The organism is Pseudomonas sp. GL_135 (genome assembly GCF_057834665.1).
Genome location: NZ_CM174408.1, coordinates 804,048 through 817,539 on the forward strand (window position 1 = coordinate 804,048; position 13,492 = coordinate 817,539).

The following is a 13,492-nucleotide window of genomic DNA, read 5'->3' on the forward strand; positions in this document are numbered from 1 at the left end:
GGTGCTAACTGACTCACCGCATTCCCGAGCAAGCTCGCCCCCACAGATGCCTCGTCCATTGACGATTTCGGATGCTGCCGGGGTTTACTAACGCCCGAGGGGAGTGGAAGATCGCCAGGTCTTGCATGCTAGAGTGCCCCCCACTTTTTCGGGAGGCGCCCATGCCGTTATCTGTTCGAAGTACCGCTGCGTTGATGTTGCTGTTGACGCTGCCACTCCCCGCACTCGCCGAACCCATGCACGCGCAATACTTGCCGCCGGACGAATTGTCCGTGCGCGAGGGCGAACCCGAGCAGCAGCAATTGCTGCAGATCACTGAGTATTCGGTGGTGGTGGGCAGCCAGCGTCAGTCCAATCAGCAACCGATCCCTGTCACCTCGCCGCTGATCCTGCGCCTGAAAGGCAAGCCCATGAACAAGGGCGCGACGATTGCCGACGTGCTGATTCACTTCGACGGCGAAAGCAAAAGCCTGAAGAAACCGACTTACGACGAGCCTTCGCGCACGCTGACGCTCTACTACCCGGCGACGCAATACCGGGTGTTCGTGGATTTGCTGCGTAATGAAAAGGTCTACTGCCAGTTCCTCAGCTATGCCAACGGTCACGTCTGGGCTGACCTGCACACCGGCAGCGTACGCGCGCGTTGAGCCCGCGACCGGGCGGGGGGTAAACTGCCCGCCCGTGAAATGTCCCGCAAGTCAGTTGGAGTCAGCAATGCGTAAAGATAAGAAGCAGGTGATTGGCGATGAAATCGGCGACGCCCAGATCAAGCTGTTCCTGGATTTCGAACCGGTCGATGCCACGTCGCCGTCGCTGCACAAGCTGATCAAGGCCTACCGTGGCCTGCGCATCGATGACTTCGGTCGTTTTCTGACGTTCTTCAAGGAAGCCGGTTACGACCTCGACGGCAAAGACGAACACGGCAATGACTTCGTTACCCTGATCAGGGATCAACGCAACGCCGATGAATACATCGAATTGATCGAGAAGGCGAAAGGCTGAATCGCGCAATTTCCGGGCGCCATCCTTCGGCGCCCGATGCTCCCCTCCTACGAAACCAGCCGCCTCCCGCGCCGTAACCACGCAATCGAAAGACCCTTCCTACTGCATGCCTCGGCGTTTACGACTACCGAAAGCGGCACGCTGAATCATACTCAGCCCTGTGACGACGTTCACAGAACCGCGAGCAGGACGCTCGCATTGATGACTGAAAGGGAGTTCATGACATGAAAAACGTAAAGACTTGCTTTACCCGCACCATCGCCGCCATCGCAATGCTGGTCGCAGCAGCATCCGCTCAGGCGGCTTACCCCAAAAAAATTCAGCTCAACATGGAAATGTGGAATCAGACAGGCATCGACCTCGCGCTGGTATGGGCCAGCTGGGCCAAACCCAATGCCGATTACACCGGTTATGGCTTTGCGGCTGACGACCCCACTGCGTCCGTGTCCATCCCGCTGAAGAACCCGCGCAATGACTCTGCGAGTTTCCGCGTAAGCGGGGAGGGCAAAATATGCGAGTTCAGGGCAGCCCACGCGGTCACGTTCAGTTGGGTCTCGATTACCCCAGCGCCGGAGAAATCCGCAACCGGCAGATCAATCGGGACCGTACCGGCAGAGTGCACTGCGTCGGTGACCAAAGGCACAAACTCGATGCAGGCGTATTCCGTCCGATTCGTGATGAAGTGATGCTGAAGCTGCGAAACTGCTTTCCGGCCCAGGCCGGTACCTGAGTGCAAAAAGAAAACCCCGCCTGATAGGGCGGGGTTTTCCAGTACAGCTTCTTTGGAGCAACCCGTCGATCAGGCGAAAGTGGCTGCTTCGCTGTTCGGCACCAGGTCCAGGCTGGCATCGCTCTGAGCACTGACGCGCTGATAAAGCTGCGCATCGGTTTCCAGTGCTTTTTCGCGAGCCGGGAAGATCTCGTTCAGCTTGGTGGCCCACTCGGTGCGGGCTTTGTCCGGGAAGCAACGCTCGATCAGGTCCAGCATGATCGAAACCGTCACCGAAGCGCCCGGCGAGGCGCCCAACAGTGCGGCAAGGGAACCGTCCTTCGCCGACACCAGCTCAGTCCCGAACTGCAAAACGCCGCCTTTTTTCGGGTCCTTTTTGATGATCTGTACGCGTTGACCGGCCACTTCCAGACGCCAGTCTTCGGCTTTCGCCTCAGGGTAGAAACGGCGCAGTGCATCAAGCCGCTGTTCCATCGACTGCCGCACTTCGCTAATCAGGTACTTGGTCAGGTCCATGTTGTCGCGGGCCACCGCCAGCATCGGCGCGATGTTGGCCGCTCGGATCGACAGCGGCAGGTCCAGCAGCGAACCGTGCTTGAGGAACTTGGTGGTAAAGCCGGCGTAAGGACCGAACAGCAGGGACTTTTTGCCGTCGACGACGCGGGTGTCCAGGTGCGGCACCGACATCGGTGGCGAACCCACCGCTGCCTGGCTGTACACCTTGGCCTGATGGCGCTTGACCACTTCAGGGTTGTCGCAACGCAGCCACTGACCGCTCACCGGGAAGCCGCCGAAGCCTTTGCCTTCTTCGATGCCGGACATCTGCAGCAACGGCAGTGCCGCGCCACCTGCGCCCAGGAACACGAATTTGGCGTCGATGTCGCGGGTGCTGCCGTTGTTTACGTCCTTGATGGTAACGGTCCAGCCGTCACCCTTGCGGCTCAGGTCGGTCACGCGTTTGCAGTATTTGACCTGCGCATCGGGCGCCGCTGCCAGGTGCTTGAGCAGCATGTTGGTCAAGTTGCCGAAGTTGACGTCGGTGCCATGCATAACCCGGGTCGCGGCGATGGGCTCATCGGCGGGACGGCCGGGCATCATCAGCGGCATCCATTCAGCCAGTTTGCTTTTGTCTTCGGTGTATTCCATCGAGGAGAAAGCATGGTGGGTGCGCAGCGCTTCGTAACGCTTCTTCAGGTACGCCATGCCTTTTTCGCCCTGAACGAAGCTCAGGTGCGGAACCGGCGTGATGAACGAACGGGAGGAGCCGAACGTGCCTTTGCGCGCCAGGTAGGCCCAGAACTGCCTGGAGACCTCGAACTGGGTGTTGATGTGAATCGCTTTTTTGGTGTCGATCGAGCCATCAGCCGCTTCCGGCGTGTAGTTCAGTTCGCACAGCCCGGCGTGGCCGGTGCCTGCGTTGTTCCAGGGGTTGGAGCTCTCTGCCGCACCGGAATCCATCAGCTCGACGACTTCAATCTTGAGGTTCGGGTCCAGCTCTTTGAGCAGCACGGCGAGGGTGGCACTCATGATGCCCGCCCCGACCAGCACTACGTCGACTGCTTCGTTATGCGCCATTAACGCGTCTCCAAAATCTGCAGCACCAAATTGACGGCATGCGTTCCCGTGGTCAGTCGCCTGGTTCGGGCGGCGCGGTGTTCGCGCAGTGCCTCGTTCAACCCGGCCGGGATCCATGTCCGATTCTTCGCAATTTTTTGCATCTTCAGCGGACGCCACCGAACGAGCCTGGTTGATGCTTTTATAAGGCAAGCATGAACGCATTTTTCGGCCCGTACAGCCATTCGACTATCGTCAAGACGTCCGGTTGTGCAACCAAATCCGTAGCGGACAGGCTTCAGGCTCTTTTGACGGAGACTGCGTTGCGGTCGGTCCTTTGCAAGGGGGCTGGGTCAGACGCTAACGGTGCATTTACAAACGCGAAACTATTCATTTGCTTGCCACACTCTTGTGAAGTTGTGAAAACCCGTTTTTTTCACGCTCTTTTGGAGACGCGAACCTCAAAAAGGGCTGCGCGATGGCAGCTCTGCAGATCAGGTTCATACGCGATGTGAGGCAAGAACTGGCGAAGGACGTTCGGATTAATCGACGATCCGGCGTCTGCGCTGCGGCCACATCGGGCTGCACATGTCTGTGTGGAAGGCTCTCTGTGGGCGATACGGAGGAGTCGATAGTGGCTATCGACGATGCTGCGAGGCCCGATCAGGAGACGTCCTTATAATCGGGGGAAGATTATAGCGATGAATCGGGCAGAAATGATCCAGGAAAAATGACTTTTATTCGCCTTTCGGTCAGATGCTGAGCATATGCCGGGCGGTAATCGCACGTGACCGGGAAGTCACGCGGGCGCTGGAGGGGAGTGGGCGCTGCAGCCAGCACAGGTTTGCTTCGTGGACTTCGACCCAGCCCTGACCGCAAGGCGTTTCAGCGCAGTGCTTGAACGCCAGGCAGATGCCCTGCTGGTCCAGACGTGCATAGTGACGATGACGGCGGCGCAACGAGAACAACGACCAAAGAAAGTCCATGGCAGGACTCCTTGCTGGAGAGTTGAAAAAAGTATGGCCGGCGGGCATGACATCGCTGTGACGTTGCGATTGCGCAATTGTGTTGATTTCGAGCGGATGAGCCATCGCGCCGCCGCGCCGGAACCGGGGCGATGGCACTCTGTCGTATCTTTACCCTAGTGAGCGGCCTTGGGAGGTCGCTATACTGCGGCACATTTTGTGCCTTGGCCCATGGAGAAATGAGCATGTTGCGTCGCGTTCTGTTCGGTTTGCTTGCCGCTGGCAGTCTGACCCTGGCGGGCTGTGCCCACAGCCCGCAATCCCTCACCCCGGAACCCAAGCTGAACGCTCAACTCGCACCGGTCGGTCACGGTCAGCAAGTGGTCGTTCGCGTGGTTGACGGTCGTCAGTCGCAGACGCTGGGCACCCGCGGTGGCCTATACCCGGAAACCAGTTCGATCACCGTCAACGGTCAGCAGTTGTTGCCAAGGTTGCAGGCTCAGGCTGAGGCGGGCGTGCGGTTGCTCGGTTTCACGCCCGTGCCGAACGGTAGTGGTCCGCAGTTGACCGTTACCCTGGCCGACCTGAAGTACCAATCGCCGAAAGAAGGCCTGTACGTCACCGAAGCCAACATCAGCTCCACGTTCCGCGCTGACGTTCAGAATGGCGGTCGTAACTACAGCGGCCGTTACGCGGCTTCGATGGATCAACGTTTTGGCATGGCGCCGAATGAAGAGACCAACACCAAGCTGATCAGCGACGTACTCAGCGACGCGCTGACTCGCCTGTTCCAGGATCAGACGATTGGCCGCACCCTGGGCCAGTAAGCTTAACGCCTGGTTCTGATGTGCAAAAAAGCCCCGGTTTCGCGAGAAGCCGGGGCTTTTTTCATTCAGCGGGGTCGCTCGGGATTCGCAATGCCGGGGGGTCAAGCCGCCTGATAGAAATCCAGAAAACTGAAACCGGTCTGCAGATCCATTTCCGGCAGATCGTTATGCGCATGACCGCCGAGCGCGCAGTACACCAGCCAGTGCCTGTCCTGGACGTTGAACGCCAGTGCGTCGATCAATGCTTCCTGTTCGTCGCTGGGGGAGATGAGGTAAAGGCGGTCCTGGTTGTGGGCGTGAAGCATGACGCTCTCCGTGGCGGTGGGTCGGTTTGGGGTCCCACACAGTGCCCGGTTCAGGTGACGTTAAGGTGACAGCGACTAGTGTGAGCGGCAGATCCAAACAGAGTTTGCGGCGCCCATTGATCCGGCGTCATCGAGGCACCATGTCGCTTATCCATCACGCCCCCGGTCTCGCCATCAACCTCTGCGCCTTGCTTGCCGCCGGCCCCGGCATCTGGCTGCTGCACACCACACGCACTCGGGAGCAGCGAGAGATGGCGCACCTGCACCACCTCACTGAACAAGCCCCGATCGACGAACCCGTGCACCTGATGGACGTGCCCACCATTCGCATGATCCGTCTTAGTTACCGGTTCGGCACCGCCTGCCTGGCGTTCGCGCTCTTGCTGTCGTGGGTGAGCACGAAGCTGTGATCGCTTAGAACGCCAGCGTCACTCGCGCATTCAACGTCTGATCCGACGCATCGTTGCTCACCTGTCCGTTGTAACTCAGCCCGACGCTCAGCGTGTCGCTCAACCCCAGATCGACACCCGCGCCAAGGACCGCTGCGCTGCGTGCGATGGGCGCGCCCGAGAGTTCGAAGGTGTCGCCGCCGCTGAAGGCCGCGCGGCTCTCTGGCGTCACGTCGCCATAGGCCCGACGCCAGCCCAGTGTCGCGTTGGGTTTGATCGCGACGCTGCCCGCATTCAAGCGAGTGGCGGCACGCAGGCCGACGGTGCTGAAGGTGATGTTGTTGTCCTGAGACTTGTTCTCCAGCCTGATCGCGTTGCTGTTCTCATCGAAGGAGTCCGTGTCCAGTCGCACATGGGCGAGGTTGGCGAAGGGTTCAAGCTGCGCGTTGCCCAGCTCGATGGCGTAACCCAGTTCGCCAAATACCTGATTGGTCGCCGCGTTGTAATCTTCCTTGAAACGCTCGGAAGCACCCGGCAAGTCCAGCGTGCGCTTGGCCGTCAGCTCGTGCCAAGTGCGTACCGCGCCGAGGCGCAGACCCAGTTGGCCCCACTTGGCGCCCGCATAGACGCCCAGATGGTAGTTGTCGCTGTCAGTGGAGCCGGAGGCATGGCGCAGGTCGAAGCTGCTGTTGCTGAAACCGGCCAGCGCACCCACGCGCCAGGTCTCGTCGAGCGGCACGTCAGCGCCGAACAGCACGCCGCTGGTGTGCGTGTCGAGGCCCGACACATCACCGGTGCTGTCGGTTTTGCCGGTCGCACCGATGGCTTGAGTCCACACCACGCCACGGGAATCATCTCCGGCGAGGGTTTGCGTCGTGCTGCCCAGTGCCGCTGCCGACTGCGCTTGCTGCAGGCGATCATTGACGGCGTTGCGCACCAGGCGACTGTCTTCGATCAGCGCGGACTGGGTCGAGGCGTGCAGCTCGTTGGACAGCGCCTTGAACGTGGCCTGCGCGGTCGACGCGTCGTCCTGCACCACCTGACGCCAGAGCGCGTTGCCAGCGCCCGCGCTGTCCAACCCTTGGGCGACGGCTCGGGCATTACGGGTCGTCGCCAGGCTGGCGAAGGTTTGTGCGTTACGATCCAGCGTCAGCCCGACATCGGTCGCCGTGTAGTTCAGCGTCGGGGTGAGGAAGGCGTAGTTGGTTTGCACGTTGGCAAACGCACCAGTGACGCCACCGGCTGCCGAGAGAATCGAGTAACGGCTTGCGGCCAGCCAGTTACCGCCTTCAACCAGCGAAAGCGTACTGTTGTTGAGCGTCGCGCGGCCGCTGGCGACGATACGATCGGCATTGCCGTTGGCGTCCGATTCGACCTGGTAGACCGAGCCCTGAGCAAGGTTGACGTCGCCGTTGACGTTCAGTTGCCCGACCGAGTTACCCGGTGCAACCACCCCGCCCTGAGCGACATTGATGCCGCCAACGGTGCCGTTGCCACCTAGCGTTGCGCCTTGCTGCACGCTGACGATGGAGTTGCCCAGGTTGCCATTGACCGCCAGCCGACCCGCTTGCACCGTTGTTGCGCCGGACAGGCTGTTGTTGCCGGTCAGGTTCAGCGAGCCGACGCCACGTTTGATCAACGCACCGTTGCCCGTGAGGGTGTTGGCGAGGGTGTCGTTGGTCGATTGATCGACGACCAGCGTCCCGTTGTCGGTGATCGTTCCGCTGCCGAATGCCTTGGCATGGCCGGTCAGCACGCCACCGTTGATCACCGTGCCGCCCGAGTAAGTGTTGTTACCGGTCAGCATCAGGTTGCCGCTGCCGTTCTTGATCAGCCCGCCGCTGCCGCTGATGTCGTTGCGCCAGGCATCAACGGCGTTATAGCCGCCGAGGCTGGCGTTCATGTTGACCGTCACGTTGGAATTAAACGCCGCGTAACCATCCCCCGCTGCGAACAGGTTCAGACGGCCGTAGCCGCCTGACTGATCGATCACCGCATAGCCGGACGAAATCTCGGTGGTCGCCAGTATCTCGCGGCGCTGACTGGCATCCAGGTACGGGAAGCGGGTTTCCAGCAACACTTCGGCGTTGGTCGGCACCACGGCGGCCAGGTTGGTCGGCCCAACCGGATCGAAGCCGTAGGTCATGCGCGAGGTGAACAGCGCCTTGTCCTGAGCGTGTTGAGACGTGCGATCGGTGGCCGGGTCGATGGTCGCCATGCAGTTATTGACGTCACCGCCGCACTGCGCCGTGAAATAGCTCAGTGCCTGTGCGCGAGCATCGGCGCGCAGTTGGGCGTTGGCCGGGTTGGAGAGGTTGTCGATGGCGAAATACGTCGCGGTGATGCGCCCGCCCATCACGTCGAACGGCGAATGCATGCCGGCTTCAATGCGGTTGTCGCCAATCTCCGAGGCCCGCAGCATCAACTCGCTGAAACGCTCGGGAATGGCGTACGCCAGTGCGTATGAAGACAGGTACGCCGCATTGGTATGGCCGCTGGGGAAACCCGAGTCGCTGGCGGGCGTGGTGCTTTGCGCCGGGCGCAGGGAGGGCGCAACCACAAAAGCCAGACTCTGACCGTCCAGACTCTGCCGCCATGGTCGCGGATATAAGTAGTGGGATTTGGCCGGCGTGGTCGAGGCGTCGTTGCGTACAGCGCTGACCAGGTCTACGACTTTGCCCAGCGCCGAAGACGAACTGCCTGCGCCGTTGCCTTTGTCGTCGTATTTGACGGTTTTGTTGCTGTCGTCGAACTGCGTGATGGTCGTGAAGGCGCCGGCACCTGCCTTGTAGGCGGCGCTCAACGAGCCGAGGCCGCTGATGGCGCTGTAGCTCTGATCTCGGCGGTCATCGAAGTAGGCGGCGGTTTCCTGGGCGAGGGTCCGGGTGTTGGCGCGGTCGACCACGATTTGCAGGTTGCGCCTTAGCAGACTCTGACCCAGGGCGGTCGGTGTGCCCGTGTCCCAGGTCGCGCCGGTTGTCCACAAGGTGTCGAATCCGGAAAGGAGGTCAACGCCGTTGAGGGTGTCGTCTCCCGCACGGCTCGCCGCCTGAACCGACACGGCGAGCATTGAAAGTGCCAGGGAGGACACCATGACACGGGCAACCTGATTGCTGGATCGCATAGCGTACGCCTTCACTCGTTTGGATAGGCGACGACCTTAACGAGCGAGTCTTACGCTTGAGTGTTTCAGCAGTGACACATTTGTGAAGGCCGGTTTTGGCAACAACGGAGGGCGCACAAGAAAAAACGGCGCCTCGAGAGCGCCGTTTTCGTTGACGAGACGGGGGCCTTAAAGCGGCAATCCAGCCTTCACCCGGTACTGATTGCGTACCGGCATGGCGTATTGCTGAATCAGAAACGGACGGTGCTCGGCGGGGCAGCCATTGAGTCGGCGCTGCCATTCATCCTCCGCACGTTCCAGCTCGTCCGTCGGGAACACCTCGGCGGCCTTCGGCACCTTGAGTTCGGGCTCGGCGTCGGCCCACTGCGCATACGCCAGGTAATGCACCGGGAACAGTCGATAGCCGCCGAGGATCTGTCGGTCCATCTCGATAGCCAGTAATTTGGTGTCCTCGAACAGCTCGGTGATCGGCGGGGCAAAGTTCACGTGCACGCGGCCTTTGTAGCCGGTGATCCCCAACGCGATGCTGACATCGTCCTCGCCCGGCACTTTGGTGTAACTGCCGGTGGTGGCGCGGATGTACAGCTCCCGCGCCTTGGCGTGATCGCACGGGTCGTATTCATAGCTGATCGAGACTGGCGTCAGGTTCAACGATTGGATGACTTCGCCAAACGGCTCGTCCTTGCGGCTCATGTGGAACATCTTGAGGATGGCCGATTCAGTGCGGTCGTCGCCGTCTTTGGCGCGGCCTTCGGCCTGGGCGATCCAGATCGACTGGCAGTCATTGCGGATGGAGTGGTTGATGTACGCCGACAGCAACTGGTAGGCCGCCATCTTCTCCCGTCGCCCGATGATCGAGCGGTGCACGATGAAGCTTTTGTTCAGGCGCATCAGGTCGCTGACAAAAGGCTTCTGCAGCAGGTTATCGCCAATGGCAATGCGTGGCGTCGGCAGACCCGCGTGATAGACCGCGTAATTGACGAAGGCCGGGTCCATCACGATGTCGCGGTGATTGGCCAGAAACAGGTACGCCACCCCGGACTTGAACTGCTCGACGCCGGTGTAGGTCACACCGTCAGTGGCGCGTTCGATGGTGTGATCGACGTAATGTTCGACCTTGTCCTGCAGGGCCGCGACAGTGTCGATACCGGCGAACTGGCGACGCAGCTTGCGCGCGATGGCCGGCTGCAGAATCCAGCCGAGGGAGCCGGCCAGACGCGGAAATCGGAAATGCGTGAGGATCGCGAGGAACGCCTTGTCACCCAGCAGCCGATCAAGCACGGCTTTTACTTCGGTGTCGTCGTATGGTCGGATGGCATCGAATTCGCCCATCATGCTCTCTTGTCGGAAACGGCTAAGGTAAAGGAGGTCGAGTCCGGTGCAGCAGCGAGTCACGACACCGCAGGCGTGGTGCCTGGGCGGCGGCCGCTCGATAAAGCGGCTTCGCTGAAGATGTCGACTCAGGCTGATGCCCGGATGCTGAGGAATAAAGCTCGACCGGCAAACAAGTCGGCGATTATACGCAAAACTGGGCCCGGAGACTGCGATGCAGGAAATACAGGATTACGACTGCCCTTATTGCGGCGAACCGGTGGAGGCGGTGCTGGATATTTCCGGCGGCGATCAGACCTACATTGAGGACTGCCCCGTCTGCTGCCGGCCGATCATCTTCAGTCTGCAGACCGATGGGGAAGAGTGGACGCTGGACGTCCGCAGCGAGAACGAGTGATGCGCAAAATTTACGAGCCCGAACACCTGATGGAAGGCGAACTGCTGCAGTCCATGCTGGCCAGCGAAGGCATCGAGTCCCACATCACCGGGCGTCATCTGTTGGGCGCTGTTGGGGATTTGCCGGCGTTCGGGTTGCTGGGCCTGACGGTCGAGGATGACCAGGCCGAGCGGGCGCGTCTGTTGATCACCGAGTACAATGCCGCCTTTCCGCTGCCCGGTGACGAGCCAGACAGCTACCCCGATGTGTTGCTGTGCTGAATCCGGTTCGCGCGCGCCTCATTCGCTTTCAAAAAGAGTTGTGCTGAACCCATGTGTGGACGCTATGCCCTGTTTCGTTGGTCGCCTGCCTTTGCGGCCCTGCCCGGATTCCCGAGCGACCAGCAAGCGCAGTGGAATATTTCTCCTGCCGCTTCTGTGTTGATGGTTCGGGCTGCACCGGGCGAGGTCGAGCAGGGTGGTGAGCGCGGACGCGAAGTGGCGCGGGCGCGTTGGGGGCTGACGCCGCCCTGGCTGACCGACATGTCGCGCACGCCGGCCCATGCCCGCGCTGAAACCGTGGCCGAGCAGCCGATGTTCAAGCAGGCCTTTCGCGAACGACGCTGCCTGCTGCCCGCCAACGGTTTTTATGAATGGCGTGGCAGCGTCCGCAAGCGGCCGTTCTGGCTGACGCCGGCGGAAGGATCGACGCTGTATTTCGCGGCGATCTGGGAGGCCTATCCCGTCGAAGGCCACACCTACCTGAGCGTTGCCGTGGTCACGCAGTCGGCAATGAACCAGCGTCGACCGTTGATCCTCGACGAAGAAGGGCAGCGCGCCTGGCTTGATCCGGACTGCCCGCTGATCACCTTGCAGGCCTTGCTCGCCGCCCCGCAGACGCAACTGCGCGAAAGGCCTCTGGCCAATCTGGTGAATGATCCGAAGCTCAACGCACCGGAATGCCTGACCCCGTTGTAATCCGCTCTGGCCCGTTTAAATCGTCATTCCGTTATTTCGCTGCTGTTACACAGGCGCGATTTGCTTGCGGCTTTTTACATGGCAGACGGCTGGCATCTGGTGCTCAGCCTGCGTATTGCCTAGGATGGCGCGATTGTTTCAATGGAGATACGAGATGCGCAGGATTTTTGCTCTTTGTGGCGTGACGGCAGCGTTGCTGGTTGCCGGGTGTCAGGCGGTCAATACCACCACCGGCGATTCGGTGGGTGTCGAGCGCAAGCAATACATGTTCAGCATGCTGTCGACTGATGAAGTCAACCAGATGTACGCCCAGTCTTATCAACAGACGGTCAGTGAAGCGTCATCCAAAGGCGTGCTCGACAATAGCAGCGCCGAGGGCAAGCGCGTTCAGGCCATCGCCAAGCGACTGATCGCCCAGGCGCCGAAATTGCGGCCCGACGCGGCGCAGTGGCAGTGGGACGTCAACCTAATCAAGAGCGACGAGCTGAACGCCAACTGCGGTCCTGGCGGCAAGATCATCGTGTACAGCGGCCTGATCGATACGCTGAAACTCAGCGATGACGAACTGGCAGCGGTCATGGGGCACGAAATCGCTCACGCGCTGCGCGAACACGGTCGTGAAGCGATGTCCAAGGCCTACGGTGTGCAGATGGCCAAGCAGGGTGCCGGTGCCTTGTTGGGATTGGGGCAGGACAGTCTGGCGTTGGCCGACACCGTGGTCGATTACAGCCTGACGCTGCCGAATAGCCGCGCCAATGAAAACGAGGCGGATTTGCTGGGCCTCGAACTGGCGGCTCGCGCGGGTTACAACCCGAATGCCGCGATCACGCTGTGGCAGAAGATGGAAGCCCAAGGCGGCGGGTCGCAGCCAGAATTCATGAGCACCCACCCGGCCTCGTCCAACCGGATCGCCTCATTGCAGGCAGCGATCCCGAAAGTGATGCCGTTGTATCAGCAGGCACCGAAGGGCTGATCAGCGCCTGATCCCGGTAGCAGACACGGTCATGTGGGAGCGAGCTTGCTCGCGAAGAGGTCGGGACATCCGCTGCATCTTCAGCGACTGGAATGCCGTCTTCGTGAGCAAGCTCACTCCTACAGGGGTTATCGTTAGCGCCTACACCCAGCCGCTGATCTGCATCGCCTTGTACACCGCAACGATCGCCAGAACGAAAAACGCCCCCGCTGCCAGACGACGGATCAGCGTCAGTGGCAGTTTTTCCGCAGCGAAATTCCCCGCCAGCACCACCGGCACATTGGCCAGCAACATACCCAGCGTTGTGCCGATAATCACCAGCCACAAGTTGGAATACTGCGCCGCCAGCATGACCGTGGCGATCTGCGTCTTGTCGCCGATTTCCGCGATGAAAAATGCGATCAGCGTGGTCAGGAAGGGGCCGAACTTGCGCCCGGTATTGGCTTCGTCGTCGTCCAGCTTGTCCGGAACCAGCGTCCACAGCGCGGTGGCGGTAAAGCTCGCTGCAAGAATCCAGTGCAGGACGGAATCCGAGAGGTAGCTGCTGAACCATGCGCCGACGGCCCCGGCCGCGGCATGGTTGGCCAGCGTGGCTGCGACAATCCCGGCAATGATGGGCCATGGCTTGCGGAAGCGAGCGGCGAGAACGAGTGCGAGGAGTTGGGTCTTGTCACCGATTTCAGCCAGTGCGACGACAGCGGTGGGGACCAACAGGGATTCCAGCATCAGGGTTTTCCTAAGGGGCGGGTCAACACGGCTATGACACGTACAACCTCCCCGCCCCGGGTCAGGATGTTCGTGTCATAGGTCTTGTCAAACCACCGATCCGTCTGAGCGGATCTGGGGTCGCACGCACCATGGTCTGAGGACCAAGTATGTTGATGCGTGCCGGACGAGCATGGCGCTCGTGGGAGACTACTCCCCTAGGACGGAGCGGA

At 60.8% G+C, this 13,492-nt stretch carries 15 protein-coding genes and 1 riboswitch; of the genes, 9 read left to right on the top strand and 6 right to left on the bottom strand.

Annotated elements, in window-relative coordinates; genetic code table 11:
- The first annotated feature begins 161 nt into the window (after positions 1 to 161).
- From AC3ISG_RS03645 to AC3ISG_RS03655, 3 genes are all read left to right on the top strand, one after another.
- Entirely contained in the window at positions 162 to 647 is a 486-nt protein-coding gene (locus AC3ISG_RS03645) for a hypothetical protein (RefSeq protein WP_122536185.1), read from the top strand.
- A 67-nt stretch (positions 648 to 714) separates the two neighbouring features.
- Positions 715 to 1,002: a PA4642 family protein gene (locus tag AC3ISG_RS03650; RefSeq protein ID WP_122536184.1), complete on the top strand. Its 288-nt coding sequence runs from the start codon at positions 715 to 717 to the stop codon at positions 1,000 to 1,002.
- Between the two features lie 224 nt (positions 1,003 to 1,226).
- Positions 1,227 to 1,688, top strand: coding sequence for a hypothetical protein (locus tag AC3ISG_RS03655; protein WP_489298531.1), 462 nt, complete (start codon positions 1,227 to 1,229; stop codon positions 1,686 to 1,688).
- Between the two features lie 113 nt (positions 1,689 to 1,801).
- Here the strand turns inward: AC3ISG_RS03655 and mqo are convergent, their stop codons facing one another.
- Positions 1,802 to 3,307, bottom strand: coding sequence for a malate dehydrogenase (quinone) (gene mqo, locus AC3ISG_RS03660; protein ID WP_485617778.1), 1,506 nt, complete (start codon positions 3,305 to 3,307; stop codon positions 1,802 to 1,804).
- A 731-nt stretch (positions 3,308 to 4,038) separates the two neighbouring features.
- Positions 4,039 to 4,272: a hypothetical protein gene (locus tag AC3ISG_RS03665; protein ID WP_122536181.1), complete on the bottom strand. Its 234-nt coding sequence runs from the start codon at positions 4,270 to 4,272 to the stop codon at positions 4,039 to 4,041.
- A 224-nt stretch (positions 4,273 to 4,496) separates the two neighbouring features.
- Here AC3ISG_RS03665 and AC3ISG_RS03670 point away from each other — a divergent pair, with 224 nt between their 5' ends.
- On the top strand, positions 4,497 to 5,078 hold the full coding sequence (locus tag AC3ISG_RS03670; RefSeq protein WP_122536180.1) for a YajG family lipoprotein: 582 nt from the start codon (positions 4,497 to 4,499) through the stop codon (positions 5,076 to 5,078).
- A 101-nt stretch (positions 5,079 to 5,179) separates the two neighbouring features.
- Here the strand turns inward: AC3ISG_RS03670 and AC3ISG_RS03675 are convergent, their stop codons facing one another.
- Positions 5,180 to 5,383, bottom strand: a complete 204-nt coding sequence (locus AC3ISG_RS03675) for a hypothetical protein (protein ID WP_122536179.1) — start codon at positions 5,381 to 5,383, stop codon at positions 5,180 to 5,182.
- A gap of 140 nt (positions 5,384 to 5,523) precedes the next feature.
- On the opposite strand from AC3ISG_RS03675, the gene AC3ISG_RS03680 reads away from it, so the two are divergent.
- Positions 5,524 to 5,793: a hypothetical protein gene (locus tag AC3ISG_RS03680; RefSeq protein WP_122536178.1), complete on the top strand. Its 270-nt coding sequence runs from the start codon at positions 5,524 to 5,526 to the stop codon at positions 5,791 to 5,793.
- Between the two features lie 4 nt (positions 5,794 to 5,797).
- Here the strand turns inward: AC3ISG_RS03680 and AC3ISG_RS03685 are convergent, their stop codons facing one another.
- Together AC3ISG_RS03685 and AC3ISG_RS03690 are read right to left on the bottom strand one after the other, a co-directional pair.
- Entirely contained in the window at positions 5,798 to 8,866 is a 3,069-nt protein-coding gene (locus AC3ISG_RS03685) for an autotransporter domain-containing protein (protein ID WP_489299450.1), read from the bottom strand.
- A gap of 198 nt (positions 8,867 to 9,064) precedes the next feature.
- Positions 9,065 to 10,228, bottom strand: a complete 1,164-nt coding sequence (locus tag AC3ISG_RS03690; protein WP_172609706.1) for a 1-acyl-sn-glycerol-3-phosphate acyltransferase — start codon at positions 10,226 to 10,228, stop codon at positions 9,065 to 9,067.
- Between the two features lie 214 nt (positions 10,229 to 10,442).
- Between AC3ISG_RS03690 and AC3ISG_RS03695 the strand changes: the two genes are divergently transcribed.
- The 4 genes from AC3ISG_RS03695 (at position 10,443) to AC3ISG_RS03710 (ending at position 12,554) form a co-directional block, all read left to right on the top strand.
- Positions 10,443 to 10,625, top strand: coding sequence for a CPXCG motif-containing cysteine-rich protein (locus tag AC3ISG_RS03695; RefSeq protein ID WP_122536175.1), 183 nt, complete (start codon positions 10,443 to 10,445; stop codon positions 10,623 to 10,625).
- Complete coding sequence (locus tag AC3ISG_RS03700) at positions 10,625 to 10,885, top strand: putative signal transducing protein (RefSeq protein ID WP_122536174.1); 261 nt, start codon at positions 10,625 to 10,627, stop codon at positions 10,883 to 10,885. Before AC3ISG_RS03695 ends, AC3ISG_RS03700 begins: the two co-directional genes overlap by 1 nt.
- A 51-nt stretch (positions 10,886 to 10,936) precedes the next feature.
- A complete protein-coding gene (locus AC3ISG_RS03705) occupies positions 10,937 to 11,581 on the top strand; it encodes an SOS response-associated peptidase (protein ID WP_489298532.1) in 645 nt (214 codons plus the stop codon).
- Between the two features lie 154 nt (positions 11,582 to 11,735).
- A complete protein-coding gene (locus AC3ISG_RS03710) occupies positions 11,736 to 12,554 on the top strand; it encodes a M48 family metallopeptidase (protein ID WP_172609703.1) in 819 nt (272 codons plus the stop codon).
- Positions 12,555 to 12,695: 141 nt separating this feature from the next.
- Here the strand turns inward: AC3ISG_RS03710 and AC3ISG_RS03715 are convergent, their stop codons facing one another.
- Positions 12,696 to 13,280, bottom strand: a complete 585-nt coding sequence (locus AC3ISG_RS03715; RefSeq protein ID WP_205486734.1) for a TMEM165/GDT1 family protein — start codon at positions 13,278 to 13,280, stop codon at positions 12,696 to 12,698.
- An 89-nt stretch (positions 13,281 to 13,369) separates the two neighbouring features.
- A riboswitch (yybP-ykoY riboswitch) is annotated at positions 13,370 to 13,491 on the bottom strand.
- Position 13,492: the final 1 nt, after the last annotated feature.